Consider the following 23,623-nt stretch of genomic DNA (forward strand, 5'->3'; position numbering starts at 1 on the left):
CTCAGAGCACCTTTGCGAGGAACTGTCGCGTGCGCGGCTGCTGCGGATCGTCCAGCACGTCCGACGGCGTGCCGGACTCCACCACCGCGCCGTCGACGAGGAACACCACGCGGTCGGCGACCGAGCGGGCGAAGCCGATCTCGTGGGTGACCACGATCATCGTCATGCCGTCGCGGGCCAGCGAGGTCATCACGTCGAGCACCTCGCCGACCAGCTCCGGGTCCAACGCGGACGTGGGCTCGTCGAACAGCATCAGCTTGGGCTTCATCGCCAGGGCGCGTGCGATCGCGACACGTTGCTGCTGACCGCCCGAGAGCTGGCCGGGGTAGGCGGAGGCCTTCTCGGCCAGGCCGACCCGTTCCAGCAGGGCCAGCGCCTCCGCGCCGACCTCGGCCTTGCGGCGCCCGAGCACCTGGACGGGGCCCTCCATGATGTTCTCCAGCGCCGTGCGGTGCGGGAACAGGTTGAACCGCTGGAACACCATCCCGACGTCGCGCCGCTGGTGCGCGGCGTCGCGTTCGCGCAGCTCGTGGAGCTTCCCGCCGGACGCCCGGAACCCGACGGGCACGCCGTCGACCCAGATGCGGCCGGCGTCGATGGTCTCCAGGTGGTTCACGCAGCGCAGGAACGTCGACTTGCCGGCGCCCGAGGGGCCGAGCAGGCACACGACCTCGCCGCGCTCGACCTCCATGTCGATGCCCTTGAGCACCTCGGTGTGGCCGAACGACTTGCGGACACCGATCGCCTCAACGAGGGCCATAAGCACGCTCCAGGTAGTGCTGCCCGATCGACGCGATGGACACCATCACGAGGTACCAGGCCGCGGCGGCGAACAGGGTTTCCATGATCTCCAGGTTCCGCGAGGAGATGTTGTTCGCGGCGTGCACGAGCTCCGTGAAGGCGATCACCGACGCCATCGACGTGCCCTTGATCATGTTGATGAAGTTGTTGCCCGTCGGCGGGATGATCACCCGCATCGCCTGGGGCAGCACGACTCGCCGGAGCGTCGTCATCGGCGTCATGCCGATCGACTTGGCCGCCTCGGTCTGCCCCTCGTCGACGCTGCTCAGGCCCGCGCGGACGATCTCGGCCATGTAGGCGCTCTCGTTGAGGCCCAGGCCGAGCAGGGCCGCGACGAACGTCGTCATGACCAGGTTGGTGGGCACGGAGAACAGGCCGGGGATGCTGATGTTCTGGAACACCAGCGCGAGGTTGAACCAGATCAGGATCTGCAGCAGCACCGGCAGGCCGCGGAACAGCCAGATGTAGCCGACCGCGAACCACCGCGCGACGGGGTTCGCCGACAACCTCATCAGCGCCACGACGACACCGAGGACGATCGCGCCGCCCTGCGCGGCGAGGGCGAGCACGATGGTGTTGAGCAGGCCTTCGAACATCACGGGGTGCGTGAAGAACCCCGGCACGTCCTCCCACTGGATCTGGGCCTCGGACATCGCCCAGCCCAGAGCGGCGAGCAGCAGCACGATCACCGTGCCGCTGACCCACCGCCAGGGGTGGCGCAGCGGCACGACGACCAGTTCCTCACGAACGTCGTTCATGCGGGTGTCACTTGCCATTGATGGCGGCCTTCGCGATCGCACCCTGCTTGATGTCCCAGGTGGTGACGATCTTCTCGTAGGTGCCGTCGTCGATCAGCGCCTGCAGCGCGCCCTTGATCGCCTCGGACAGCTTGGCGTTCTTCTTCGCGACACCGATGCCGTACGGGCCACCGTTGATCGGCGCGAGCGGCACGACCTCGAAGTACTGGCCGTCACCGGCGGTCTTCGCGACGTACACGGCGGTCGGCAGGTCGTTGAGGATCGCGGCGACGCGGCCGGTGCGCAGCTGGTTCTGGTTGCCGGTGTCGCTGTCGGTGACGCTCAGCGTCACCTCGGCCTTGCCCGCGGCCACGCACTTGGCGCTCTGCTCCTTGGCGAACAGCTCCTGCGAGCTGCCCAGGTTCACCGCGATGCCCTTGCCGCACAGGTCCTCGACGGACTTGACGCCCTGCGGGTTGCCCTTCTGCACCATGATCGTGATGCCGGAGGTGAAGTAGTCGACGAAGTCGATCTTCTGCTGACGCTCGGCGGTGTCGTTCATCGCGGCCATCGTCACGTCGACGCGGCCGGTCTCGAGGCTCGTGATCAACGAGCTGAAGGCCATGTCGCTGTGCTCGGCCTTGAGCCCGAGCTTGGCGGCGATCGCCTTGATCAGGTCGACCTCGGACCCCATCGGGGTCTTGCCGTCCTGGTCGTAGAAGTTGTTCGGCGGGTTCTGGATGTTCGACCCGACCTTCAACGTGCCGGCCGAGGCGATCTCGGGCGGCAGCAGTGCGGCGAGCTTGTCGTCCTTCTGGACCGAGCCCAGGTCGGAGGACGGGGGCGTGGACGTCTGAGCGGGGTCGGACGTGGACCCGCAGGCGGCGAGCCCCAACACGAGCAGCGAGGTCACGAGCAGGCGCGGCATCATGGCGGGGACCGTACAACGCCGAGTTGAAGCCGTCCACAAAAAGTTGAACCAACCAATTCGGGCAGGTCACCGGCCGTGGTCCGGACATGCCGCCGGACCTGCGTGAACAGGTCGTTGAAGGCATCCACAAAAAGTTGAGATCGCGCCAGGCGACCCGAGGCCCGACTGGAGCAGAGCGCTCAGCGCGTCCCGTTCGGTGGGCAAAGGTCAGCGCGACGCTCTCGCACGGCACGCTCACGCGCGGGTCGTCGAGGGGCGCGGCCACGAACGCGGCGGCCGCGGGGTGGCGGGGTGGCCGAGTACACCGAACCCAGGTGCAGCAGGGAGGCGTTGAGGCAGCCGGGAGCGCCCCGCAGGTGCCCCGCAAGATCGCTTCCGGAGTGCGCACGACGGCATGATCTCAGCCGAACGTCCTGTTGGTCGGGCCACACCGGAACGTGCCCGGGGAATTCCATCGAGGCCTGCTCCGTTGGAGGGAGTGCCCCCAGAAAACGAGGAGGACCAACATGGCGACGGTCGAGCTGACCAAGGAGAACTTCGACGAGGTGGTCGGCGACTCCGACGGCTCCGGCATCGTCCTGGTCGACTTCTGGGCCGAGTGGTGCGGCCCGTGCCGCGCGTTCGGACCCACCTACGAAGCCGCGTCGGACAAGAACGAGGACGTCGTGTTCGGCAAGGTCGACACGGAGGCGCAGCAGGAGCTCGCGGCCACGTTCGGCATCCGGTCGATCCCGACGCTGATGATCGTGCGCGAGGGCGTGGTGCTGTTCTCGCAGCCCGGTGCGCTGCCCGCTCCGGCGCTGGACGACCTGATCCAGCAGGCACGCGAGGTGAACATGGAAGAGGTCCACGCGAAGGTCGCGGAGGCCCAGGCCCAGCAGGGCTGATTGACGTAGCGCACCTGTGGGTATCTGACGTGCATGAACACCGACACGTCGACCGCACAGCTGGTGAGCCAGCTGTCCGAGCAGGTGAGCAGGCTCGCGCGCGATGAGATCCGTCTCGCCGTCGCCGAGCTCAAGGACAAGGGCAAGCACGCCGGTGTCGGCGCCGGGATGTTCGGCGTGGCCGGCGTGTTCGCGTGGTGGGGTGGGCTCAGCGTCGTCGCGGGCCTGATCCTGCTGCTGGCTCTCGTAGTACCGCCGTGGGCGGCCGCGTTGATCGTCGCGGCCGCCCTTCTGGTGTTCGCGGGCGTTTTCGCGCTCGTGGGCAAGGGGCAGGTCAAGCAGGCCGCTCCGCCGGTGCCGCGGCAGGCGATGGACAACGTCCAGCAGGACATCGCGACGATCAAGGAGAGTGCGCACCGATGACCGATCCCAAGGACCAGCTGCAGCGCGACGTCGAGCGCACCCGGCGTGAGCTCGGCGAGACCGTGGAAGCGTTGGCGCACAAGGTCGACGTGCCCGCCCGTGTCAAGGAGCAGGCGCAGGAGACGGCCGACCGCGTGAAGGAGCAGGCGCAGGAGACGGTCGTGCGGATGACCGCCGCGACCAACCAGGCCATCGACTCGCTGCCCGACCCCGTCGCGGCGCAGGTCGAGAAGGCGCGCCGCCACCCCGGCGCCATCGCCGCCGCGCTGATCGCGTTGATCGTCGCCATCTGGGCGATCTCGAGGAGGAACCGATGAAGCTGCTCTACCGCCCCCTGGGCATGCTGTTCGGTGCGCTGGGAGGTTTCCTCGCCACCGCGATCTTCGGCCAGATCTGGAAGCTCGTCGCGGGCGACAAGGAAGCGCCGAGCGCGACGATGCGCAACCGCGCCTGGACCGAGGTGCTGATGGCCGCGGCCATCCAGGGCGCCATCTTCGGACTGGTGAAGGCCGCGATCGACCGCGGCGGCGCCAAGGGCTTCCAGAAGCTCACCGGTGAATGGCCCGGTGACGAGGAGGACTGACGACGCCGATCCGGACGCCCGGCCCGTTCGCGGGCCGGGCGTCGGCGTCTGATCCTGCGAACGTTTGAACGATCAACTACCCTCGTGGGCATGCCACAGCCAGAGGGTGAAGAGCTCGCCGCCATCCGAGCCAAGCGCGATGAGCTGCGCGAACGCTACGTGAAGCCGCTCGCCGACCGCGGCGGCTCGCCCACCAGGGGCGTCCACCACATCGCCTTGATCTGCAAGGACGTCGAGGAGACCATTCGGTTCTACCAGGAGTTCCTCGGATTCCCGCTGGTCGAGCTCGTCGAGAACCGCGACTACAACGGCTCCAGCCACTTCTTCTTCGACCTCGGGTCCAAGAACCTGCTGGGGTTCTTCGACTTCCCGGGCCACGACCACCCGCCGTTCTCCGAGACGATCGGCGCCGTTCAGCACCTGGCCCTCTCGACCTCACCCGAGCGGTTCGACGAGATCAAGTCCAAGCTGGACGAGGCCGGACTCGAGTACCTGGGCCCCGACCGCGGCGTCGAGGACAGCCTGTACATCCGCGACCCCAACGGTGTAGGGATTGAGTTCTACCGGGAAGAACTCGGCGAGTTCGAATGCACGACACTGATCAACTGAGAGCGGAGTCCCAGTGGCGCAAGAGGTCAAGGGCATCGTCGCCCGTGGCAAAGGTCAACCCGTCGAACTGACCTCGATCCTGGTGCCCGATCCCGGCCCCGGCGAGGCAGTGGTGAAGGTCCAGGCGTGCGGCGTCTGCCACACCGACCTGCACTACCGCGAGGGCGGCATCAACGACGACTTCCCGTTCCTGCTGGGCCACGAGGCCGCGGGTGTCGTGGAGTCGGTCGGCGAGGGCGTCACCGACCTCGCACCCGGCGACTTCGTCGTGCTGAACTGGCGGGCGGTCTGCGGCACGTGCCGCGCGTGCAAGCGCGGCAAGCCCTGGTACTGCTTCTCGACGTTCAACGCCTCGCAGCCGATGACGCTGACCGACGGCACGAAGCTGTCGCCGGCGCTCGGCATCGGCGCGTTCGCGGAGAAGACGCTCGTCCACTCAGGACAGTGCACGAAGGTCGACCCGTCCGCGCGCGCCGCGGCCGTCGGCCTGCTGGGCTGCGGTGTCATGGCCGGCGTCGGCGCCGCCGTGAACACCGGCAACGTCGGCCGCGGCGACTCGGTGGCCGTGATCGGCTGCGGCGGTGTCGGTGACGGCGCCATCGCGGGCGCCCGCATCGCCGGCGCCGCGAAGATCATCGCCGTCGACACCGACCCGCGGAAGCTGGAATGGGCCAAGGGATTCGGTGCCACGCACACCATCAACGCCCGTGAGGTCGACGACGTCGTCACCGCGATCCAGGACCTGACGGACTCGTTCGGCGCGGACGTCGTGATCGACGCGGTCGGCCGCCCCGAGACGTGGAAGCAGGCGTTCTACGCACGCGACCTCGCCGGAACCGTTGTCCTGGTGGGTGTTCCGACGCCGGACATGCAGCTCGAGATGCCGCTGATCGACTTCTTCTCGCGCGGCGGCGCGCTGAAGTCCTCGTGGTACGGCGACTGCCTGCCCACGCGCGACTTCCCGATGCTGGTCGACCTGTACCAGCAGGGCCGCTTCGACCTCGACGCGTTCGTCACCGAGGAGATCGCGCTCGACGGTGTCGAGGGCGCGTTCGAGAAGATGCACCACGGCGACGTGCTGCGATCGGTCGTGGTGTTCTGATGCCGCTCCGCGTGGACCACACGGTCACGTCCGGCACGTTCTCGCTGGACGGCGAGACCTTCGACGTCGACAACAACGTCTGGGTCATCGGCGACGGCAGCGAGTGCGTCGTCATCGACGCCCCGCACGACGTGGACGCGATCCTGAAGGTCGTGGACGGCCGCAAGGTCGTGGCGATCCTGCTGACGCACGCGCACGACGACCACGTCCGGGTCGCACCGGACCTGGCGCACGCGACCGGCGCGCCGCTCGCCCTGCACCAGGCCGACCACGTGGTGTGGAACCTGACGCACACCGGCGTCCTCCCGCACCAGGCGCTGGAGGACGGTCAGGTGCTGACCGTGGCCGGCGAGGAGATCCACGTGCTGCACACGCCGGGGCACTCCCCTGGCGCCGTGTGCTTCTACGTGCCGTCGCTGGGCGCGGTGTTCACGGGCGACACGCTGTTCCAGGGCGGGCCCGGGGCGACCGGCCGGTCGTTCTCGGACCGGCCGACGATCGAGGCGTCGATCCGGGAGAAGCTGCTGACGCTGCCCGGCGAGACCGTGGTGCACACCGGCCACGGCGACGACACCACGATCGCCGCCGAGGTGTTCTAGCCGCTCAGAACCGCGGAGGCCGCTTCTCCAGGAACGCCGTCACGCCCTCGGCGTAGTCGGCGCTGGAGGCGGCCTCCGCGTACAGCGCGCGCACGAAGTCGTCCTCGTGCCCGCCGTCCGTGATCGAGTTGATGATCTTCTTGGCGCCCCGCACCGACACCTGCGCGCGCCCCGCGATCTGCTCGGACAGCTCCTTCACGCGGGCGTCCAGCGACTCCACGACCTCGTTCACGAGCCCGATCCGCAACGCCGTCGCCGAGTCGATCAGGTCGGCGGAGAACAGGATCTGCTTCGCCCACGCCGGGCCGACGGCGTCGACCAGCGCCTTCGTGGACGTGAAGTTGTAGACGATGCCGAGCTTCGCGGGCGTGATGCCGAACCGGGCGTCGACGGACGCCACCCGAATGTCGCAGGCCAGGGCGATCTCGCAGCCGCCGCCGACGCAGACCCCGGAGACCGCGGCGATCGTCGGCTTGTCCAGTTGTGCGATCGCGCGCTCGCCGTTGTGGACGGCTTCGCCGTAGTGGGCGGCGCCCTCGGCACCCCTGCGCAACGTCGAGAACTCGGCGATGTCGGCACCGGCGGAGAAGTGCTCCCCACCGCGGATCACGAGCACGCGAATAGTCTCATCTGCGGAAACGCGCCCCAGCAACCCCGGCAGGGCCGACCACATCTCGTAGCTCATGGCGTTGCGCTTGGCCGGGCGGTTGATCGTCAACGTGGCGACCGGACCGGCCGCGGACAGCTCGAGGAACTCGCTCACCCGCCGCACGATACCGACGCCCTTGTAAAGTCCCCTGCTCACGACACTGGAGGACACGTGACCGCGGCTGCCATAGGCGCTTCCACGTTGCGCACGTTCGCAGTGCGGTTGCGCACCACCGCGCCGGTGTCCGCGCGCATCCTGTCGGAGCTCGCGAGCGAGCTCGACAAGGGCGGGGCCGTGTCGGACCTGCTGTGCTCGCACAGCGCCGTGCACAGCCCGCTGTTCGGCGTCCAGGCGCTCGCGGGGGTGCGGTTGCTGATGCTGTCGGGCAGGGCCCCGGAGCTCACCGAGCGGTTCGCCAGCGCGCACGCGGCGGCGATGGGCGGGGAGTCCGACTCGCCGGCGCTGCTGGCGTGGCTCGCGGCGCGGAGCGCCATCGTCGAGAACCCCGGCGAGATCCTGGCCGCGCTCGACCGCACCGTGCAACAGCACCAGCCGAAGACGGCCGGGTTCCTCCTGCGGGGCCTCACGATGATCGGCGCGCCGAAGGTCCGGCTGCTCGAGCTCGGCGCGTGCGCGGGGCTCAACCTGATCCTCGACCACTACCGCTGGTTCGGCCTCGGCTGGGAGTGGGGCGACAAGGACTCGCCCGTGCGGCTGGCCGCGGTCGGGCCGCAGCCGCCGAACCTGCGCATCGTCGACAGGGCCGGTTGCGACCTGCAGCCGCGCGACCCCGCCGACCCCAAGCACGCGATGATCCTGCAGTCGTTCATCCCGCCCGAGCACGACGCGCTGCGGTGGGACCTCGACGACGCCATCGAGCTCGCCGCCAGGGTCGGCGTGAAGGTGGCCCGCTCCCCCGCCGGGCGGTGGCTGCGCGAGAACCTCGTGCCGCCGGAGGAGCGCGGCACGTACACGGTGATCTGGCACAGCTCGTTCTGGGCGTACCTGACCGAGGACGAACGCCACGAGATCGAGACGACGCTGACGGCGGCGGCGGGTTCGATGCCACTCGCGCGCGTTGCCTACGAGTCGACTGATTTTCGCTCGAACCCCCGCCTGACGGTCACCATCTACAGCTAGATTGCGCCGTCGTGAAAACGATCCGCGCCTCCCTGCTGGCCGTCGCCCTCTTCACGACGACCCTCACCGCGCCCGCCCACGCGGCCGTCTCGGACCACGACCTGGCGCTGCACTGGGCCCCCGTGCACCACCAGGACACCGACTCGTCCGACGCCGACGCCGACTACCTGTCCACAGTGGACTTCGACGGCGACTGGAACACGCTGAACAACTGGGAGAACCAGACCCAGCTCGCCAAGCTCACCGGCGCCGCCTACTACTCGGTCGTCGAGACGGCCACGCACTGGTTCCTCGTCTACGGCTTCTTCCACCCGCGCGACTGGGACGACCAGCCCGACCCGTTCGGCCAGCGCACCCACGAGAACGACCTGGAGGGCCTGCTGCTCGCCGTCCGCAAGGACAGCGGGTTCGGCAAGCTCGAGGCCGCGGTCACCGTGGCGCACAGCGACTTCTACTCCTACGTGCCCGCCGGGTCGCCCTACCAGAACGGCGCGGAGACCATCGACGGCACGTTGCTGCTGGTGGGCGGCCGTCCGGCGACGTTCCAGGAGGCCAAGGGCCACGGCCTGTACCGCTGGAACGGCGCCGAGTTCCCCGGCGGTGACGGCGTGGTCTACCAACCGGCCGCGACCGGTGAGGTGCCGTCGGGCGGCAACGACAGGAGCGTCGGCTACCGACTGGTGAACACGCTGGAGGCTAACGGGATGTGGGCTCGCCGCGCCAATGCGGAGACCTTCTCGTCGTTCGGCACGTTCCGCGGTGACAACGGCAAGGACAACGCCGCCAACGCGCCGTGGGGCTGGGACGACCAGAACGACGGCCCGGTCTACCGCGGCTACGTGGCCACCGACCCGGCCCTGCTGATCGACCGGTACTTCTCCAACAAGGGCGACTTCAGCCTGACCTACACGCGCAACTCCTTCCGCTAGACCTAACTCTGGGCAGCCGGCCGCACGACGATCTCGTTCACGTCGACGTCGGCCGGCTGCTCGACGGCGAACGCGATGGCGCGGGCGATCGAGTCCGGCGGGATCGCGATCTCGTCCCGCAGGCCCGCGATGCGTTCCCGCACGGCGGTGTTGGACGACGCCTCCGCGAAGCCGGTGTGCACGAACCCCGGGAACACCGTGGTGACCCGCAGGGAGGCCCCCGCCTCCTGGCGCAGGCCCTCGCAGATCGCCCGCACCGCGGCCTTGGTGCCCGCGTAGACCGCCATGGACGGCGCCACGGTGAACGCGGCCGTGGAGGCCGTCGTGACGAAGTGCCCCGACCCCTGCTCCCGGAACACCGGCAGCGCGGCCGCGATGCCGTGCAGCACGCCCTTGATGTTGACGTCGACCATCTCGTCCCACTCGTCCACGCGCAGGTCGTCCAGCGGCGAGATCGGGCCCACACCGGCGTTGCCGACCAGCACGTCCAGCCGCCCGAACCGTTCACGGGCGAGGCCCACCAACGCATGCAGGTCTTCGCGGCGCGTCACGTCCGTGCGCGTACTCACCGCCGTGCCGCCCGCTCGCTCGATCCTGCTCACCAGATCCGTGAGGCGGTCCGTCCGTCGTGCTCCGAGAACGAGCCGTGCGCCTCGTTCGGCGAGCAGCAACGCGGTCGCCTCGCCGATCCCGCTGCTCGCTCCGGTGATCGCCACGACCTTGCCTTCGATAGCCATGACCTCAGCCTGAGCCGGGCTCAGCCTGGTATTCAGAGCCGGTTTATTCTGGTACTGGAGGTGCCATGACTGCGGAGCGACGACGTGAGCTGGGCGTGTACCTGCGCAGCCGCCGGGAGCGGATCACCCCTGCCGAGGCAGGTCTGCCGCCCACCGCGCGGCGCCGGACGCCGGGGCTGCGACGTGAGGAGATCGCGGTGCTCGCCGGGATCAGCGCCACCTGGTACACCTACCTCGAGCAGGGCCGTGACGTGCGGGCGTCCGACCAGGTCCTCACCGCGCTCGCGTCGGCGCTGCGGCTCGACCGGTCCGAAAAGGACCACCTGTTCCACCTGGCCGGGCAGGCGCCGGACGACACCACCGCCGCGCCACTGCCGCCGGAGGTGGCCGCCGTTCCCGCGCTCCTGCAGCCGAACCCGGCGTACGTCATCGGCCCCGCCTACGACGTGCTCAGCCACAACGCGGCGACCACCGTCCTGTTCCCCGGCCTGGACGAGCGGGAGCCGAACTTCGCGCGCTGGGTGTTCGCCGATCCGGAGTCGCGCCACGTGCTGATCGACTGGGAGGTGGAGGCGCGCGGACTGCTGGCCCGGCTTCGCGCGCTCACCGCCCGGCACCCCGGCGAGGCCCGGTTCACCGCGCTGGTCGAGGACCTGCACGAGGCCAGCCAGGAGGTGCGCTCCTGGTGGCCCCATTACGAGGTGCAGCCCCGTCAGGGCGGGCGGAAGCGCCTGCGGCACCCGGAACTCGGCGCCGTCGAGTACTCGTACGCGGCGTTCCACCTCGCCGAGCAGCCCGACCACACGCTCGTGGTCTACGCGGATCCGTTGCCCTGTTAGGGATTCAGGCGGCCCGCGGGTACAGGCGCGCCATGCCGGGAGGCGCGGCGAAGGGCGCCCACGTGCCCTCCGCCTGCGCCAGCCGGTCCGCCACGACCCACAGGACGCTGGAGTTGAAGCCGTAGCCCAGGTGCGAGGACGACACCTGGATGTTCTCCCTGCGCGGCCCCGGTTCCTCGACGCACGACTCCCACGAGACGATGCCGTCCGTTTTGGAGTAGATCGACGTGGCGGGCACCGGGATCGGCGGCCTCGTCGACTCGAGCGGCGGGAACTCGTCCTTCGGGATGTGCAGGCGGGACAACAGGGAGAAGGCCGGCATCGCCCGCGACTGCACGGGATCGCTCATGTTGTACGGCGATCCGAGTGTGATGACCTGGCGGACGCGGTGCGGGTGGTCGCGCGCCATCTCGCGCGCGAAGATCCCGCCCAGCGACCAGCCGACGATCGAGACCGGTGCGCCGTAGGCGTCGGAGACCTTCTTCACCAACGCGTGCATGCCGTCCACGGCCTTGCGCGTCGGCCCGATGTTGCGGCCCAGGCCCCACGGGTTGACGTCGTAGCCCAGCCCGGACAGGAAACGGCGCAGCATCACCGTGGAGGAGTCCGCGGCGCCGAGGCCGGGGAAGACGAGGACCGGGTGGCCGTCACCGGACGGCGCGCCGCGCAGCATCGCCCGCGTGGCCACGAACTCGCTGACGTCGAGCGCGCAGCGGGTGGGTTCGGTGAGGTACCAGAACAGACCGGGAGCGTTGCCTCTGACCAGGTGGAGGGGCGGAGCAGCAGGCACTTCGAAGACTTCGTCCGAAGGTACGGCAGACATAGGAGCCTCCCCACACGTCGACAACCCCGAGCCGGCGCCCCGGGCCACGTCGCCCGGTGAGTCCATGATGTTTCGTGAACGATCTTTTTGCCAGCACTTTCGAGTCTCGATTCGCCACGTGCCGGTAACGCGTCGGCAACCTCACAGCTGTGCAGTGCCTCTCACCTGCATGGACGTCGATTGAGACGCAACGCTGCTCTACCATTTTTCGAGTGGATCGCATGAGCTCCCTGGACGCCAGCTTCTACTTCATCGAGGACGAGAACGTGCCGATGCACGTGGGTTCCGTCCTGGTCTTCGACGGGCCCGCGCCGTCCTACGGCGACGTGATCCGGCTCTTCCTGGCGCGCATGGACCAGGTTCCGCGCTACCGCCAGAAGGTGAAGGCGCTGCCGTTCCACGTGGGCCGCCCGGTCTGGGTCGACGACGACCACTTCAACATCCTCTACCACGTGCGCCACACCGCGGTGCCGTCGCCGGGCGGGGAGGACCAGCTGCGCAACCTCGCCGGCCGGATCTTCGCGCAGAAGCTCGACGACTCGAAGCCGATGTGGGAGGCCTGGCTGGTCGAGGGCCTCGAGGGCGGTCGCTGGGCGATCATCTCCAAGGTCCACCACTGCATGATCGACGGAGTGTCCGGTTCGGACATGCTGCAGCTCATCCTGGACTTCAAGCAGGACAGCGTGCTGCCGGAGCCGAAGGAGTGGAAGCCGCAGCCGCAGCCCTCGACGCTCGACCTGGTGATCGACGGCGTCCGCGACGCCGTGGTGACGCCGGTGCAGCACCTGTCCGCGTTGCCCGCCGTCGCCCGGAACGTCCGTTCCCTCAACGAGATCCTGGACTTCGGCAAGTCCGTTCTCGGTTCTCTTCCCGGTACGGCGAAGCGTCTGGTCACGCGGGCGGCGACCTCTTTGAACGGTCCTATCGGGCCGCACCGCCGCTGGGTGTGGGCGCGCGCGAACCTGGCCGAGATCAAGCAGATCCGCACGGCCGCGGGCGGCACGGTCAACGACGTCATCCTGACGGCGATCACCCGCGGTTTCCGCGACCTGCTGGAGAAGCGCGGTGAGCTGACCGAGGGCATGGTCGTGCGGACCATGGTCCCCGTGTCGATGCGCAAGTCCGACCAGCACAACGAGTTGAACAACCGCGTCAGCGCCGTGCTGGTCAACCTGCCCGTGGGCGAGGCGGATCCGGTGAAGCGCCTCGCGTCGATCCGCGAGCAGATGGACGACCTGAAGGGCTCCCGCCAGGCCGCGGGCGCCGACGTGCTGACGAACCTGTCGAACTTCGCCGCGCCGACGTTGATGGCGCTGGGCTCGCGCACCGCGATGCGGTTCCCGCAGCAGATCCTGCAGACCGTCACCACGAACGTCCCCGGCCCGCGCATCCCGCTCTACATGCTCGGGCGCCCGCTGGTGGAGATGTTCCCGTACGTGCCGGTCGCGTCGACGATCCGGATCACCGTCGGCATCTTCTCCTACCTCGACAGGTTCACCTTCGGCATCAACGCCGACTTCGACGGCGTGCCGGACGTCCAGCTGCTCGCGGACGGCATCCGGGCGGGCTTCGACGAGATGGTCGCGCTGGCGGCCGAGGCGGCGGAGCGCACCGAGGCTGCCCAGAAGGTCGTGCAGGTCAAGAAGGTGGTCGAGGCCAAGAAGGCGGCTCCGAAGCCGCGTGCGGCCCGTTCGGCGGCCAAGGCGTCGACCAATGGTGCGAAGCCGGAGACCACGGCCTGAGGCACGATCTGACGGTCCAGGCGGGTGCGCACGACCTGCACCTGACCGTGGTGGGACTCGACGCGCGGCTGGGCGCCCTCGGGCTGGCCCTCGGCCAGGTCGACGACGTCCGGATCGAGCTGGAGGACGTGAGGTGGTCGCGCTGGCGTGCCCGCCGCGCGACGGTCGTGTGCCGGGACGTCCACGTGAACCCGCCCGCCGTGCTGGTGGCGTCGCCCGTCGAGTTCCGCGTCGAAGTGGACTTCTCGGACATCCCGGAGTTACAACCGGTCAGTTGGTTGCCGCTGACCGTCCAGTTGGTCGGCACCGAGCTGCACGTGCGGCTGCACAGGTGGCTGCCCGCACGCGTGTTCGCGGTGCCGGAACTGCCGCGCGGCATCGAGCTGACGGGCGTCGAGCAGCACGACGACCACTTCGTGCTGACCGGAGCCGCCCCCGTCCTGCGGGAGCGGCTCACGCTGCGTCAGCTCGCGGACGTGCTCAGGCGGTTGGCGTCCATCCAGTCCAGGACCCGTTCGGACACGACCTCGGGAATCTCCATCTGGGGCACGTGACCGACGTTCGCGTACTCGTCGTAGCGCCAGTGCGGGAACCTGCGGGCCACGTACCGGGCGGCGGCGACGTTGACGAGCCTGTCCCGATCACCGCTCATCAGGAACACCGGCACGCGCACCTTCGCCATCGCCCCGTAGTAGGCGCCGCGCTTGGAGCTCGTGAACACGACGCTGCGCGCCGCCTCGAGGAACGCCTTGTCGAGGCCCTCGACCTTGGCGCGCTCGCCGATCAGGTGCTCCGACGCCTGCTTGAGCTCCTCGGGGATGCCCGACGGGTCCGCGCAGACCAGCTCCAGCAGGCGGTCGACCTGGCGGCGGGCCGGCGCGGTCCTCGACCTCGCCAGGAACCGCTCCCCCAGCCCCGGCACGGAGTACAGGAAGAACGTGGAGAGCATCGTCGGGTCCGGCCGCGTCCCGAACACCATCGGCAGCGCGGGGTCGACCAGCACCAGGCCCCGCACCAGTTCGGGGTCGTGAGCGGTCTGGAAGAGCGAGATCAGCCCGCCCATCGAGTTGCCGACCAGGACCACCGGCTCGGTGACGACCTCCCGCAGGAACCGGCCCAGGAGCTTCGTGTTGGCCTGGACCGTGCTCTGCCGCCCCTCCGGGTTGGTCAGCCCGTGCCCGGCGAGGTCGACGGCCGTGACGCGGACCTTCTTCGCGAGCAGAGGCGCCAGCAGCACCCAGTTGAGGTGCGAGCCGCCCAGCCCGTGCACGAGGACGACGCGCGGCGCGTCCTCCGGTCCGCCGAAGTCGACCCAGTGCACGGGCCCGTCGAGGTCCGCGTGGTGGCTGGTGCCGCCGAAGTTCGCCACAGTCGTCATACCAACCAGTATGTCGGTTGGGCGTACCGATCGGTAGTGACGTTTCAGCGCGACTTCCAGGGGGTCGCCGGCTTGCACGTCAGCCGAGCCACCCGGTGTCCGGAGCGTCGCACATCCGGTGGTCCCACCACGTGGGCGCCCTTGGCCGCGGCAGCGCGGGATGTCAGAGTCGGAGGCGTGTCCCAGGCATCTGTGCTCAGCACGCGCCGCCACGTCGACCTCCGTCGGCAGGCGAGCGCGATCTGTGCGGTGCCCGCCCTCGCCTGACCGGAGATCAGACGAACCCCTGCGAGAAGGGGAGGGACCGCATGAGCCGCACCGCCGCCACCGTGCTCAGGTCCGTGCTGGAGCACGGGCCCGTCGCGCGCAGCACCATCGCGCGGCTGACGGGGTTGAGTGCCGCGACCGTCACCAAGCAGTACGCCGAGCTGGCCGAGCGCGGGCTGGTGCGGGAGGTCGACACGCGTGTTCCGCGGGTGACGATCGGGCGGCCGCACGTGCCGGTGGACATCGACGTGGACCGGCACGTGGTGTGCGGGGTGCACATCGCTTACGGGCACACGACTCTGGCACTTGTGGACCTGCGGGGGCGGGTGATCGCGGAGGAGCGGGAGACGCACGACCGGCCTGCGCCGGAGCAGGCGTTGCGCCGGATCGCCGAACGGGTGCCCGCGTTCCTGCGCCGGCACGACCGGGTGCCGATCGGGGTCGGGGTCGCGACCGGTGGGCGCGTGGACGACGGGACGATCGCCGAGCACAGCCAGTTGGGCTGGAAGGACGTTCGTGCCAAGGAGTTTCTGACCACCGCGCTCGACACGTCAGTTCAGGTCGAGTCGCACTCGAGGGCACTCGCGCGGGCCGAGCAGCTCTTCGGGGCTGACCCCAGAGCCCGCACCAGCCTGGTGCACCTGTTCGTCGGGAACGTGGTCGACGCGGCCATCGTCACGGGCGGCGCGGTGCACAGCGGGCCCGGAGGTGCGGCCGGGGAGATCGCGCACCTCCGGCTGCGGGGTGACGACACGCCCTGCCCGTGCGGTGGCGTCGGGTGCTTGCAGGCGGCGGTGTCGGACAAGACCATCGCCGAACGGGCGGTGGAGCGAGGTGTAGTGCGCGAGCCGTTGCTGATGGACGTGGTCGACGCCGCCGAACGCGGTGACCGCAGGGCGGCCGGACTCCTGAACCACCGGGCCGGGCTGGTCGGGCAGGCCGCCCGGCTGCTGCTCGACGTGATCAACCCGGACGTCCTCGTCGTGGTCGAGGCGGGGGCGATGTTCATTCCTGAATGCTGGGAGGTGTTGACAAAAGAAATCGGATCACGCACGAGCGAGGTAATTCTCAGCAGTTTCGGACGCAACGTGCTCAGCGTGGCCGCAGGAGCCGTCGTGCTCAGCGAACTCTATGGTCAGCCGACTTATTTTCCGTGAGCGCAAAATAGACACGGCAACGCCCTGAACTGCAAGCTCTACCCATGACCTCAGTCCAGGAAAAGACCGTCACCGTCAAGCCGATCGCCGGGCACATCGGCGCGGAAATCTCGGACATCGACATTTCCAGGCCGCTTCGCGCGACCGAGTTGGAAACGGTTCAAAAGGCACTCCACACGCACAAGGTGATTTTCTTCCGGAACCAGGAACTGGACCACGCGAGCCAGATCGCGTTCGGCCGGCAGTTCGGCGAGCTCACCTACGCGCACCCGCACGACGACGCCCCGCCGACCGGCTTCCCGGAGATCTTCACGATCGACCCGCGCCGCTACGCGGAGCGCTACGGCAAGGACTTCAAGCAGCAGACCCAGAAGCGCCAGTACAGCTACTTCTCCGGCTGGCACACCGACGTCACCGCCGCGGTGAACCCGCCGGCCGCCTCGATCCTGCGCGCCGACGTGGTGCCCGAGATCGGCGGCGACACGACGTGGACGAACCTCGTCGCCGCGTACAACGGCCTCTCGAAGCCACTCCAGTCCTTTGTGGACGGGCTGAGGGCCGAGCACCGCTACGGCGGCTCGGTGAAGGTCGCGGACGGCGCGTACGCCAAGCGCGTCAACGACAACCTGCTCGTCGCCGAACACCCGGTGGTGCGCGTGCACCCGGTCACCGGCGAGAAGGGCCTGTTCGTCAACCCCGGTTTCACGAGCCACATCACAGGAACCACGGCAGCGGAGAGCAAGGCGGTCCTCGACCTGCTCTACGCCGAGATCACGCGGCCCGAGTACACCGTGCGGTTCCGCTGGGAGCCGGGCAGCGTCGCGTTCTGGGACAACCGCGCCACCGCACACCTCGCGCCGCGCGACCTGGAGCACCTCGACGTCCAGCGCACCCTGCACCGCGTCACGATCGTCGGCGACACGCCGGTCGGGCCGGACGGGCGCGAGTCCACGCTGGTCGCGGGCCGTCCCTTCACCGCGGACCACGCCGTGAAGGTCGACTGATGACGGCGGTCCTGCCGGGCGCCGACTTCAAGCAGGCGTTCCGCCGCCACGCCGCCGGGGTCGTCGTGATCACCGCCGACGCCGAGCACGGGCCGGTCGGGTTCACCGCCACCTCCCTCACGTCGCTGTCGCTCGACCCGCCGCTGCTGTCGTTCGGCATCGCGCGGTCGTCGTCGAGCTGGCCGCACATCAACCTGGCGCGCACGATCGTCGTCAACTTCCTGACCGCGCACCAGGAAGCGGTCGCACGGACGTTCGCCACCAGCGGCATCGACAGGTTCGCCGGCGACCACTGGCACCGGCTCGGCGGCGGCGATCCCGTGATCACCGGGTCGAACTGGCTGCGCGCCGAGACCCACCGGCTCATCGAGATCGGCGACCACACGGTCGTCATCGCGCGGGTCGTCGACAGCGACGTCTCCGACTCCTCCCCTCCCCTGCTCTACCACGACGGCTCCTACCACACGATCGGCCAGGTGTGACCGATGCTGACCAGACGTTCCCTGTTGCTCGGCCTCGCGGCTCTCGGTGCCGCGGGGTGCTCCGCGGGCGGCGGCACCACCACGCAGGTCCTCGGCGACCTGCCCACGACCGCGCCCCCGCCCGACACCAAGCTCTCGATCTCCATCCGCACCACGCTCAAGCAGCTCGAGGCGAGCGGTGAGCTGGGCAAGCTCCCGTTCCAGGTCAGCGACTGGCCGAACATCCAGGCCGGGCCCGACGTCATCCAGGCGTTCCGCGCCCGGTCCGTCGACCTCGGCGCCAACGCCGGCATCCCGCCGATCCAGGCGCAGGCCACCCGCCTGCAGACCAAGATCGTGGCCGTCGGCGAACGCGACGAGCCGCTCTACACCTACGCCACCAAGCCGGGTTCCCCGATCAAGTCGCTCGGAGACTTCAAGGGCAAGAAGATCGCGTTCAGCCAGGGCCAGGCCCAGGGCGTGGTGGTGCTGCGCACGCTGAAGGAGCTCGGGCTCAAGATCACCGACGTCGAGCTGATCCCGTTGACCAGCAACCAGTTCCTCACCGCCGTGCAGGCGGGCCAGGTCGACGTCGCCGTGCTCGCCGAACCGCAGCTCACCAAGTACCTCGGCCAGTACCCGGACGCGCGGGCGATCGAGATGAACTCCGTCGACCTGCTCACGGTCCTGTGGGCGCCGGTCGAGGTCCTCAACGACCCGGCGAAGCTCGCCGCGATCAAGGCGTTCATCCCGTTTTGGGCACGCGGAACCGTGTGGAGCGACGAGAACCCGGACAAGTGGGTCGATGCCTACTACGTGAAGGACCAGAACGTCTCCAAGGCAGACGGCGACCGGATCGTGCAGTCCCAGCCGCCGCTGACCTTCCCGACGAGCTGGGACCGCGCGGTCCAGTGGGAGCAGGAGACCGCGGACCTGCTGGCGGAGGGCGGTTTCGTCGAGAAGTTCGACGTCACCGAGCTCTTCGACCGCAGGTTCGAGAAGGTCGCCGCCGAGGCCGTCGACGCCAAGTACCGGAGCCGGACATGACCCAGGTCCTCGAACGCCCGAAGGCCGTCACCGCCACCACGAGCCCCACCCGGCGACGACGGCTGGGGCTCGGCAGACCCATCCCGTACGGACGGCTGCTCGGGCCCGCGCTGATCATCGCCGTCTGGAGCGTCGCGTCGGCGACCGGCGCACTCGACCCGCGCATCCTGAGCGCGCCGTGGACGATCGTCCACACAGGAATCGAACTCACTGAGAGCGGCAAGCTCCCCGAGAGCATCCTGACCTCGTTGCAACGCGCCGCACTCGGCTTCTTCTTCGGCGCCACAGCGGGAACGCTGCTCGCGATCGCCTCCGGGCTGAGCCGCGTCGGCGAGGCGCTGATCGACGGCACCGTCCAGGTCAAGCGCGCGATCCCGTCGCTCGGCCTGATCCCGCTGCTGATCCTCTGGCTCGGCATCGGCGAGGAGTTCAAGATCGTGGTGATCGCCGTGACCATCGCGACGATCATGTACCTGCAGACCTACTCGGCGCTCACGAGCATCGACAGCCGGTACGTCGAACTGGCGGAGGCCGTCGGCCTCAAGCGCTCCCAGTACGTGCGCAAGGTCGTCTTCCCCGGCGCCCTGCCCGGCTTCTTCCTCGGGCTGCGGCTCGCGGTCACCGCGTCGTGGCTGTCTCTCGTGGTGCTGGAGCAGATCAACGCGACCAGCGGCATCGGCTACCTGATGTTCCAGGCCCAGAACTACGGCCAGACCGACGTGATCGTCGTCGGGCTCGTCGTCTACGGCCTGTTCGGGTTCTTCTCTGACGCGCTGCTGCGGATCATCGAACGGAGGGCGCTGGCATGGCGGCGCACGCTGTCCGGGTGACCGGACTGACCCGCGCGTTCCAGGAGCGCACGGTCCTCGACGACCTCGACCTCACCATCGCGCCCGGCGAGTTCGTGGCCCTGCTGGGGCGCAGCGGATCGGGCAAGTCGACGCTGCTCAAGGCCATCGCCGGGCTCGACCACGACGTGACCGGCAGCGGAGAGCTCGAAGTCCCGCAGGAGGTCGCCGTCGCGTTCCAGGACTCCCGGCTGCTGCCGTGGCTGCGGGTGCTGGACAACGTCGAGCTCGGCGTGAGACCCGGCAGGGGCAGGGCGGCGCTGGAGGAGGTCGGCCTCAAGGGCCGCGAGCGCGCGTGGCCCGCGGAGCTGTCCGGCGGCGAGCAGCAACGGGTCGCGCTCGCCCGCTGCCTCGTCCGCGAACCCCGGCTGCTGCTGGCCGACGAACCGTTCGGCGCGCTGGACGCGTTGACCCGCATCAAGATGCACGACCTGCTGCGCGAACTCTGCGCCAAGCACCGGCCGGCCGTCCTGCTGGTAACGCACGACGTCGACGAGGCCATCGAACTCGCCGACCGCGTGGTCGTCCTGCAGGAGAGCCGCATCGGTCTCGACCTCCCGGCGCGCGACGCCGACCGCACGCACCTGTTGTCCGCACTCGGCATCGGAGTAGCCGCATGACGCTCCACCTCAACCTGTTCCTCCACGACACCGGCCACCACGAGGCGTCGTGGCGCCTGCCGGAGTCGGAACCGCTGGCGCACATCGACATCGCCTACCACCAACGCATCGCGCGCATCGCCGAGGAGGCCAAGTTCGACTCGGTGTTCCTCGCGGACTCCCCCGTGCTGTGGGGAAAACCGAGCCGCCGCCCGTCCGGCAAGATCGAGCCGACCATCCTGCTCACCGCGATCGCCGCCGTCACCACGAGGATCGGCCTGATCGCCACGGCGTCCACCACCTACAACGAGCCGTTCAACCTGGCCCGCCGGTTCGCGAGCCTCGACCACGTGAGCGGTGGCCGCGCGGGCTGGAACATCGTCACGACCGCGGGCGACGACGCGGCCCAGAACTTCGGCCTCGACGCCCAGCCCGCCCACCTCACCCGCTACGACAGGGCGGCGGAGTTCGTGGAGGTGTCGAAGAAGCTCTGGGACTCCTGGGACGACGACGCGATCATCGCCGACAAGGCGACCGGTGTGCACGCCGTCGACGACCGCGTCCACACCATCGACCACGTCGGCCCGCACTTCAAAGTGCGCGGCCCGCTCAACGTCCCGCGCTCACCGCAGGGCCACCCGCTGCTCGTCCAGGCCGGCAGCTCCGAGGACGGCAGGGACTTCGCCGCGAAGCACGCGGAAGCCGTCTTCACCGCCCACCAGACGCTGGAGGACGCCGTCGCGTTCTACCAGGACGTGAAGCGCCGGGCGATCGAGTTCGGCCGCGACCCGGACGAGGTCAAGATCCTGCCCGGCCTGGTCCCGGTGATCGGCTCCACGGAGGAGGAAGCGCACGCGCTCGACGCCGAACTGGAACGGCTGATCGTCCCGGAGCACGCGGCGAGGCAACTCGCGGGCCTGCTCAAGGTCGACCACCTGGAACTGGACGAGCAGCTGCCCGCCGACCTCCCGGACGAGGCCGCGATCGAGGGCGCCAAGTCCCGGTACACGCTGATCGTGGAACTGGCCCGGCGCGAACACCTGACCGTCCGCCAGCTGATCGGCAGGCTGGGCGGCGGCCGCGGCCACAAGACGTTCACCGGCACCGCGGTCCAGGTCGCCGACCAGCTCGAGCAGTGGCACCGGGCGGGCGCCGCGGACGGGTTCAACATCATGCCCGCCGTGCTGCCGTCCGGGCTGGAGCGGTTCGCGGACGAGGTCCTGCCGATCCTGCGGGAACGCGGCCTGTTCCGCACCGAGTACACCGGCAGCACCCTGCGCGAGCACTACGGCCTGCCGCGCCCCGCCGGCCAGTTCGCGGCGCTACCCGTGTGACGGGTGCCCGTACAGGCCCACGCCGGCGAACTCCAGGGACGTGAGGAACGTGGTCGAGGCCAGGTAGGAGGCCTCGACCAGTTCCGCGGTGTGCGAGAAGTCCAGCGGCGTCACGGCCTGCACGGGCGGGCCGGGCAGGTAGAGCACCGGGGCGCTCTGCGACGCGAGCTCCACCTCCAGCACGGCCTGGTTGCGCATGCCCAGCGTCGCCCAGAACAACAACGTCTCGGCCAGCGTCTCCGGCACCGTCGGCAGGTGGCCGGGGAACGCGCAGTCCAGCACCACCAACGACTTCGCGCCCATCGCGAGGGCCTGGCGGATCGGCACGTTCGCCAGCACCCCGCCGTCGTAGAGCACCTGGTCGCCGATGCGCACGGGCGGGTAGACACCCGGGATCGCCGCGCTGGCGAGGATCGCGGGCACCAGCTCGCCCTCGGTGATGTTCACGGCCTCCCCGGTCACGCCGTTCACCGACACCGCGCCGAACGGCAGCGTCAGGTCGGAGAACGAGGTTCGGCCGTCGAGACCCTCGGACAGCACGTGCGCCAGCCCGGTGTTCGGGAAGAGGTAGGTCTTGTTGGTGCGCAACGACCTCAGCTGCGCGATCGGCCCGCCGGGGAACACCCGCTGCCGCGTCATGCCCTGCCACAGCACGGCCAGCCGTTCCGCGGCCTCGTCCGGGTCGAGGGCGAGCAACGAGCCGTTGACCGAGCCGACCGACGTGCCGACGACCAGGTCGGGCCGCACGCCGTGCTCCCGCAGCGCGCGCAGCATGCCGACCTGGGCGGCGCCGAGGCTTCCCCCACCGCCGAGCACGAAGGCGACTGGTCCTGGCAGTTCGATCGTCACGTCCGGTGATCCTAAGACGAGGTGCGGGAAGCGGCTGGATTCGGTCTACGCTGAAGGTACTGAGTGGACCAGGAGCGGGATCGCCATCTCCTCCCTGGTCCGCGCCCCGTGGAACCCCGTCAGGGCGTTCCAGCTCGGCTCGGCCTGGCCGCGCAGCAGCACCGCGGTGCCCTTCATCGCGACGACGACGTCCCCGATGCGGTCCGCCGCGAGCGGGCTGACCAGGCCGAACCACCCGGCCTCCACCGCGTCCTCCCTCGTGAGCACGTCCGCCCTGTCACCGAGGAACTCCCGCCACACCGGCAGCACCTCGGAGGTCTCGGTGTGCAGGTAGCGCACCCGCGGTTCGCCGGCGATCACGCGCACCCCCTGCCACAGCAGCGGTTCCGTGTCGAAGTCGATCCGCTCGCCCGCGGTGATCATCCCGTGGTCCGCCGTGACGACGAACAGCGAGCCGGCGGGCAGCCGTGACGCGATCCGCGACGCCAGCGCGTCGACGAACTCCAGCTGCAGCACCCATTCCTCGGAGCCGGGGCCGTAGAAGTGCCCGATCGTGTCCAGGTCGGGGTGGTAGGCGTAGCAGAACGAGCGGTCCTCGGCGACCGCCGCGACCGACCCCAGCGCGAGGTCGCCGAACCCGGCCACGCCGCGGAACCACGACCCGCGCAGCACCGCCCTCGTCAGCCCGCTGCCGCGGTGGGTGAGCGGCGCGACCGCGCTGACCGCGACCCCGGCCGCCGCCGCCCGTTCGAACAGCGTCGGGTGCGGCTGCACGACCTCGGGCACGAGCGCCTTGCGCAGGTCGTGGCGGTGGTCGCCCGCACGCGACCAGGTCAGCGAGTTGAGCACCTCGTCGCCGACCGCGAACGTGTAACCGACGATGCCGTGCTCACCGGAGAGCAGCCCGGTGCCGACCGAGGCGAGGCTCGTGGCCGTCGAGGACGGGAACCCGGCGTCGATCGACCGGTCGGGCAGCGAGGACAGGAACGGCGCGTGCGAGGCGTACGAGCGCAGCAGCTCGTGGCCGAGCCCGTCGACGAGCAGCAGGACGACACGCCGGGCCCGTGGCAGGCCTAGCGTGTTGTCGGCGCCAGGAACGTCCAGGCCCGACAGCAGTGATGGGACGACCGCGGCGATGGTCATGAAGG

The 23,623-nt window shown here is 69.6% G+C and carries 29 protein-coding genes; 20 read left to right on the forward strand and 9 right to left on the reverse strand.

From position 1 onward, the window contains the following. Position 1: 1 nt before the first annotated feature. From IE307_RS21745 to IE307_RS21755, 3 genes are read right to left on the reverse strand one after another with little or no spacing between them, the layout of a single operon-like run. Positions 2 to 760, reverse strand: a complete 759-nt coding sequence (locus IE307_RS21745; RefSeq protein ID WP_191300390.1) for an amino acid ABC transporter ATP-binding protein — start codon at positions 758 to 760, stop codon at positions 2 to 4. Further along, the gene (locus IE307_RS21750; RefSeq protein WP_191300392.1) at positions 747 to 1,559 is read right to left on the reverse strand and encodes an amino acid ABC transporter permease; all 813 of its coding nucleotides are present in this window, start codon (positions 1,557 to 1,559) and stop codon (positions 747 to 749) included. Before IE307_RS21750 ends, IE307_RS21745 begins: the two co-directional genes overlap by 14 nt. Before the next feature lie 7 nt (positions 1,560 to 1,566). Next, positions 1,567 to 2,469, reverse strand: a complete 903-nt coding sequence (locus IE307_RS21755) for an ABC transporter substrate-binding protein (protein ID WP_191300394.1) — start codon at positions 2,467 to 2,469, stop codon at positions 1,567 to 1,569. Positions 2,470 to 2,975: 506 nt separating this feature from the next. Between IE307_RS21755 and trxA the strand changes: the two genes are divergently transcribed. The 7 genes from trxA (at position 2,976) to IE307_RS21790 (ending at position 6,672) form a co-directional block, all read left to right on the forward strand. Continuing rightward, on the forward strand, positions 2,976 to 3,356 hold the full coding sequence (trxA, locus tag IE307_RS21760) for a thioredoxin (RefSeq protein ID WP_191300396.1): 381 nt from the start codon (positions 2,976 to 2,978) through the stop codon (positions 3,354 to 3,356). 33 nt (positions 3,357 to 3,389) lie between these two features. Then, positions 3,390 to 3,779 (forward strand): phage holin family protein, encoded by a 390-nt coding sequence (locus tag IE307_RS21765; RefSeq protein ID WP_191300398.1) that lies wholly within the window; start codon positions 3,390 to 3,392, stop codon positions 3,777 to 3,779. After that, positions 3,776 to 4,096, forward strand: coding sequence for a DUF3618 domain-containing protein (locus IE307_RS21770; protein WP_191300400.1), 321 nt, complete (start codon positions 3,776 to 3,778; stop codon positions 4,094 to 4,096). The genes IE307_RS21765 and IE307_RS21770 overlap by 4 nt, the downstream gene beginning before the upstream one ends. Next, on the forward strand, positions 4,093 to 4,362 hold the full coding sequence (locus IE307_RS21775) for a DUF4235 domain-containing protein (RefSeq protein ID WP_030476400.1): 270 nt from the start codon (positions 4,093 to 4,095) through the stop codon (positions 4,360 to 4,362). The genes IE307_RS21770 and IE307_RS21775 overlap by 4 nt, the downstream gene beginning before the upstream one ends. Before the next feature lie 90 nt (positions 4,363 to 4,452). Continuing rightward, positions 4,453 to 4,971: a VOC family protein gene (locus IE307_RS21780; protein WP_191300403.1), complete on the forward strand. Its 519-nt coding sequence runs from the start codon at positions 4,453 to 4,455 to the stop codon at positions 4,969 to 4,971. A gap of 13 nt (positions 4,972 to 4,984) precedes the next feature. Further along, positions 4,985 to 6,073 (forward strand): S-(hydroxymethyl)mycothiol dehydrogenase, encoded by a 1,089-nt coding sequence (locus IE307_RS21785; protein ID WP_191300405.1) that lies wholly within the window; start codon positions 4,985 to 4,987, stop codon positions 6,071 to 6,073. Next, complete coding sequence (locus IE307_RS21790) at positions 6,073 to 6,672, forward strand: MBL fold metallo-hydrolase (protein ID WP_191300407.1); 600 nt, start codon at positions 6,073 to 6,075, stop codon at positions 6,670 to 6,672. Before IE307_RS21785 ends, IE307_RS21790 begins: the two co-directional genes overlap by 1 nt. A 4-nt stretch (positions 6,673 to 6,676) precedes the next feature. Here the strand turns inward: IE307_RS21790 and IE307_RS21795 are convergent, their stop codons facing one another. Continuing rightward, the gene (locus IE307_RS21795; protein WP_191300409.1) at positions 6,677 to 7,435 is read right to left on the reverse strand and encodes an enoyl-CoA hydratase/isomerase family protein; all 759 of its coding nucleotides are present in this window, start codon (positions 7,433 to 7,435) and stop codon (positions 6,677 to 6,679) included. A 57-nt stretch (positions 7,436 to 7,492) separates the two neighbouring features. Here IE307_RS21795 and IE307_RS21800 point away from each other — a divergent pair, with 57 nt between their 5' ends. Further along, complete coding sequence (locus IE307_RS21800; protein WP_191300411.1) at positions 7,493 to 8,461, forward strand: DUF2332 family protein; 969 nt, start codon at positions 7,493 to 7,495, stop codon at positions 8,459 to 8,461. 11 nt (positions 8,462 to 8,472) lie between these two features. After that, positions 8,473 to 9,390: a hypothetical protein gene (locus tag IE307_RS21805; RefSeq protein WP_191300413.1), complete on the forward strand. Its 918-nt coding sequence runs from the start codon at positions 8,473 to 8,475 to the stop codon at positions 9,388 to 9,390. Between the two features lie 2 nt (positions 9,391 to 9,392). Here the strand turns inward: IE307_RS21805 and IE307_RS21810 are convergent, their stop codons facing one another. After that, positions 9,393 to 10,127 (reverse strand): SDR family oxidoreductase, encoded by a 735-nt coding sequence (locus tag IE307_RS21810; protein ID WP_191300415.1) that lies wholly within the window; start codon positions 10,125 to 10,127, stop codon positions 9,393 to 9,395. A gap of 65 nt (positions 10,128 to 10,192) precedes the next feature. Here IE307_RS21810 and IE307_RS21815 point away from each other — a divergent pair, with 65 nt between their 5' ends. Next, entirely contained in the window at positions 10,193 to 10,966 is a 774-nt protein-coding gene (locus IE307_RS21815) for a helix-turn-helix transcriptional regulator (protein WP_191300417.1), read from the forward strand. Positions 10,967 to 10,970: 4 nt separating this feature from the next. On the opposite strand, the gene IE307_RS21820 is transcribed toward IE307_RS21815, so the two are convergent. After that, positions 10,971 to 11,789, reverse strand: a complete 819-nt coding sequence (locus IE307_RS21820; RefSeq protein ID WP_191300419.1) for an esterase/lipase family protein — start codon at positions 11,787 to 11,789, stop codon at positions 10,971 to 10,973. A 221-nt stretch (positions 11,790 to 12,010) separates the two neighbouring features. On the opposite strand from IE307_RS21820, the gene IE307_RS21825 reads away from it, so the two are divergent. Further along, complete coding sequence (locus IE307_RS21825; RefSeq protein ID WP_229904986.1) at positions 12,011 to 13,531, forward strand: WS/DGAT/MGAT family O-acyltransferase; 1,521 nt, start codon at positions 12,011 to 12,013, stop codon at positions 13,529 to 13,531. Between the two features lie 47 nt (positions 13,532 to 13,578). Then, entirely contained in the window at positions 13,579 to 14,085 is a 507-nt protein-coding gene (locus IE307_RS21830; protein WP_229904950.1) for a hypothetical protein, read from the forward strand. Here IE307_RS21830 and IE307_RS21835 read toward each other — a convergent pair. After that, the gene (locus tag IE307_RS21835) at positions 13,995 to 14,909 is read right to left on the reverse strand and encodes an alpha/beta fold hydrolase (protein ID WP_191300426.1); all 915 of its coding nucleotides are present in this window, start codon (positions 14,907 to 14,909) and stop codon (positions 13,995 to 13,997) included. The genes IE307_RS21830 and IE307_RS21835 overlap by 91 nt on opposite strands. Before the next feature lie 192 nt (positions 14,910 to 15,101). Between IE307_RS21835 and IE307_RS47660 the strand changes: the two genes are divergently transcribed. The 8 genes from IE307_RS47660 to IE307_RS21870 are packed head-to-tail and all read left to right on the forward strand — an operon-like array spanning position 15,102 to position 21,626. Beyond that, positions 15,102 to 15,176, forward strand: coding sequence for a putative leader peptide (locus tag IE307_RS47660; RefSeq protein WP_373306032.1), 75 nt, complete (start codon positions 15,102 to 15,104; stop codon positions 15,174 to 15,176). Between the two features lie 41 nt (positions 15,177 to 15,217). Beyond that, entirely contained in the window at positions 15,218 to 16,333 is a 1,116-nt protein-coding gene (locus IE307_RS21840) for an ROK family transcriptional regulator (RefSeq protein WP_191300428.1), read from the forward strand. A 44-nt stretch (positions 16,334 to 16,377) separates the two neighbouring features. Then, entirely contained in the window at positions 16,378 to 17,337 is a 960-nt protein-coding gene (locus tag IE307_RS21845) for a TauD/TfdA dioxygenase family protein (RefSeq protein WP_191300430.1), read from the forward strand. Further along, positions 17,337 to 17,819, forward strand: coding sequence for a flavin reductase family protein (locus tag IE307_RS21850; RefSeq protein WP_191300432.1), 483 nt, complete (start codon positions 17,337 to 17,339; stop codon positions 17,817 to 17,819). Before IE307_RS21845 ends, IE307_RS21850 begins: the two co-directional genes overlap by 1 nt. A 3-nt stretch (positions 17,820 to 17,822) precedes the next feature. Continuing rightward, on the forward strand, positions 17,823 to 18,845 hold the full coding sequence (locus IE307_RS21855) for an ABC transporter substrate-binding protein (RefSeq protein WP_191300434.1): 1,023 nt from the start codon (positions 17,823 to 17,825) through the stop codon (positions 18,843 to 18,845). Continuing rightward, positions 18,842 to 19,675, forward strand: a complete 834-nt coding sequence (locus IE307_RS21860; protein ID WP_191300436.1) for an ABC transporter permease — start codon at positions 18,842 to 18,844, stop codon at positions 19,673 to 19,675. Before IE307_RS21855 ends, IE307_RS21860 begins: the two co-directional genes overlap by 4 nt. After that, on the forward strand, positions 19,651 to 20,313 hold the full coding sequence (locus IE307_RS21865; protein ID WP_191300438.1) for an ABC transporter ATP-binding protein: 663 nt from the start codon (positions 19,651 to 19,653) through the stop codon (positions 20,311 to 20,313). Before IE307_RS21860 ends, IE307_RS21865 begins: the two co-directional genes overlap by 25 nt. Beyond that, entirely contained in the window at positions 20,310 to 21,626 is a 1,317-nt protein-coding gene (locus tag IE307_RS21870; protein ID WP_191300440.1) for an LLM class flavin-dependent oxidoreductase, read from the forward strand. The genes IE307_RS21865 and IE307_RS21870 overlap by 4 nt, the downstream gene beginning before the upstream one ends. Here IE307_RS21870 and IE307_RS21875 read toward each other — a convergent pair. Both IE307_RS21875 and IE307_RS21880 read right to left on the reverse strand, forming a co-directional pair. Beyond that, complete coding sequence (locus tag IE307_RS21875; protein ID WP_229904951.1) at positions 21,615 to 22,475, reverse strand: patatin-like phospholipase family protein; 861 nt, start codon at positions 22,473 to 22,475, stop codon at positions 21,615 to 21,617. The two genes, IE307_RS21870 and IE307_RS21875, sit on opposite strands and share 12 nt — an antisense overlap. Before the next feature lie 45 nt (positions 22,476 to 22,520). Further along, positions 22,521 to 23,618: an alkaline phosphatase family protein gene (locus IE307_RS21880; protein ID WP_191300442.1), complete on the reverse strand. Its 1,098-nt coding sequence runs from the start codon at positions 23,616 to 23,618 to the stop codon at positions 22,521 to 22,523. Between the last annotated feature and the right edge of the window lie 5 nt (positions 23,619 to 23,623).

Origin of the sequence: Lentzea cavernae, assembly GCF_014653695.1 — a bacterium.
In the GTDB taxonomy this organism is placed as follows: Bacteria; Actinomycetota; Actinomycetes; order Mycobacteriales; family Pseudonocardiaceae; genus Lentzea; species Lentzea cavernae.

Bases quoted from the DNA above. Each gene is read 5' to 3' on its own strand.
- IE307_RS21745 (WP_191300390.1), bottom strand. From the start codon at position 760: ATGGCCCTCGTTGAGGCGATCGGTGTCCGCAAGTCGTTCGGCCACACC.
- IE307_RS21750 (WP_191300392.1), bottom strand. From the start codon at position 1,559: ATGAACGACGTTCGTGAGGAACTGGTCGTCGTGCCGCTGCGCCACCCC.
- IE307_RS21755 (WP_191300394.1), bottom strand. From the start codon at position 2,469: ATGATGCCGCGCCTGCTCGTGACCTCGCTGCTCGTGTTGGGGCTCGCC.
- trxA (WP_191300396.1), top strand. From the start codon at position 2,976: ATGGCGACGGTCGAGCTGACCAAGGAGAACTTCGACGAGGTGGTCGGC.
- IE307_RS21765 (WP_191300398.1), top strand. From the start codon at position 3,390: ATGAACACCGACACGTCGACCGCACAGCTGGTGAGCCAGCTGTCCGAG.
- IE307_RS21770 (WP_191300400.1), top strand. From the start codon at position 3,776: ATGACCGATCCCAAGGACCAGCTGCAGCGCGACGTCGAGCGCACCCGG.
- IE307_RS21775 (WP_030476400.1), top strand. From the start codon at position 4,093: ATGAAGCTGCTCTACCGCCCCCTGGGCATGCTGTTCGGTGCGCTGGGA.
- IE307_RS21780 (WP_191300403.1), top strand. From the start codon at position 4,453: ATGCCACAGCCAGAGGGTGAAGAGCTCGCCGCCATCCGAGCCAAGCGC.
- IE307_RS21790 (WP_191300407.1), top strand. From the start codon at position 6,073: ATGCCGCTCCGCGTGGACCACACGGTCACGTCCGGCACGTTCTCGCTG.
- IE307_RS21810 (WP_191300415.1), bottom strand. From the start codon at position 10,127: ATGGCTATCGAAGGCAAGGTCGTGGCGATCACCGGAGCGAGCAGCGGG.
- IE307_RS21815 (WP_191300417.1), top strand. From the start codon at position 10,193: ATGACTGCGGAGCGACGACGTGAGCTGGGCGTGTACCTGCGCAGCCGC.
- IE307_RS21820 (WP_191300419.1), bottom strand. From the start codon at position 11,789: ATGTCTGCCGTACCTTCGGACGAAGTCTTCGAAGTGCCTGCTGCTCCG.
- IE307_RS21825 (WP_229904986.1), top strand. From the start codon at position 12,011: ATGAGCTCCCTGGACGCCAGCTTCTACTTCATCGAGGACGAGAACGTG.
- IE307_RS21835 (WP_191300426.1), bottom strand. From the start codon at position 14,909: ATGACGACTGTGGCGAACTTCGGCGGCACCAGCCACCACGCGGACCTC.
- IE307_RS21840 (WP_191300428.1), top strand. From the start codon at position 15,218: ATGAGCCGCACCGCCGCCACCGTGCTCAGGTCCGTGCTGGAGCACGGG.
- IE307_RS21845 (WP_191300430.1), top strand. From the start codon at position 16,378: ATGACCTCAGTCCAGGAAAAGACCGTCACCGTCAAGCCGATCGCCGGG.
- IE307_RS21850 (WP_191300432.1), top strand. From the start codon at position 17,337: ATGACGGCGGTCCTGCCGGGCGCCGACTTCAAGCAGGCGTTCCGCCGC.
- IE307_RS21855 (WP_191300434.1), top strand. From the start codon at position 17,823: ATGCTGACCAGACGTTCCCTGTTGCTCGGCCTCGCGGCTCTCGGTGCC.
- IE307_RS21860 (WP_191300436.1), top strand. From the start codon at position 18,842: ATGACCCAGGTCCTCGAACGCCCGAAGGCCGTCACCGCCACCACGAGC.
- IE307_RS21865 (WP_191300438.1), top strand. From the start codon at position 19,651: ATGGCGGCGCACGCTGTCCGGGTGACCGGACTGACCCGCGCGTTCCAG.
- IE307_RS21870 (WP_191300440.1), top strand. From the start codon at position 20,310: ATGACGCTCCACCTCAACCTGTTCCTCCACGACACCGGCCACCACGAG.
- IE307_RS21880 (WP_191300442.1), bottom strand. From the start codon at position 23,618: ATGACCATCGCCGCGGTCGTCCCATCACTGCTGTCGGGCCTGGACGTT.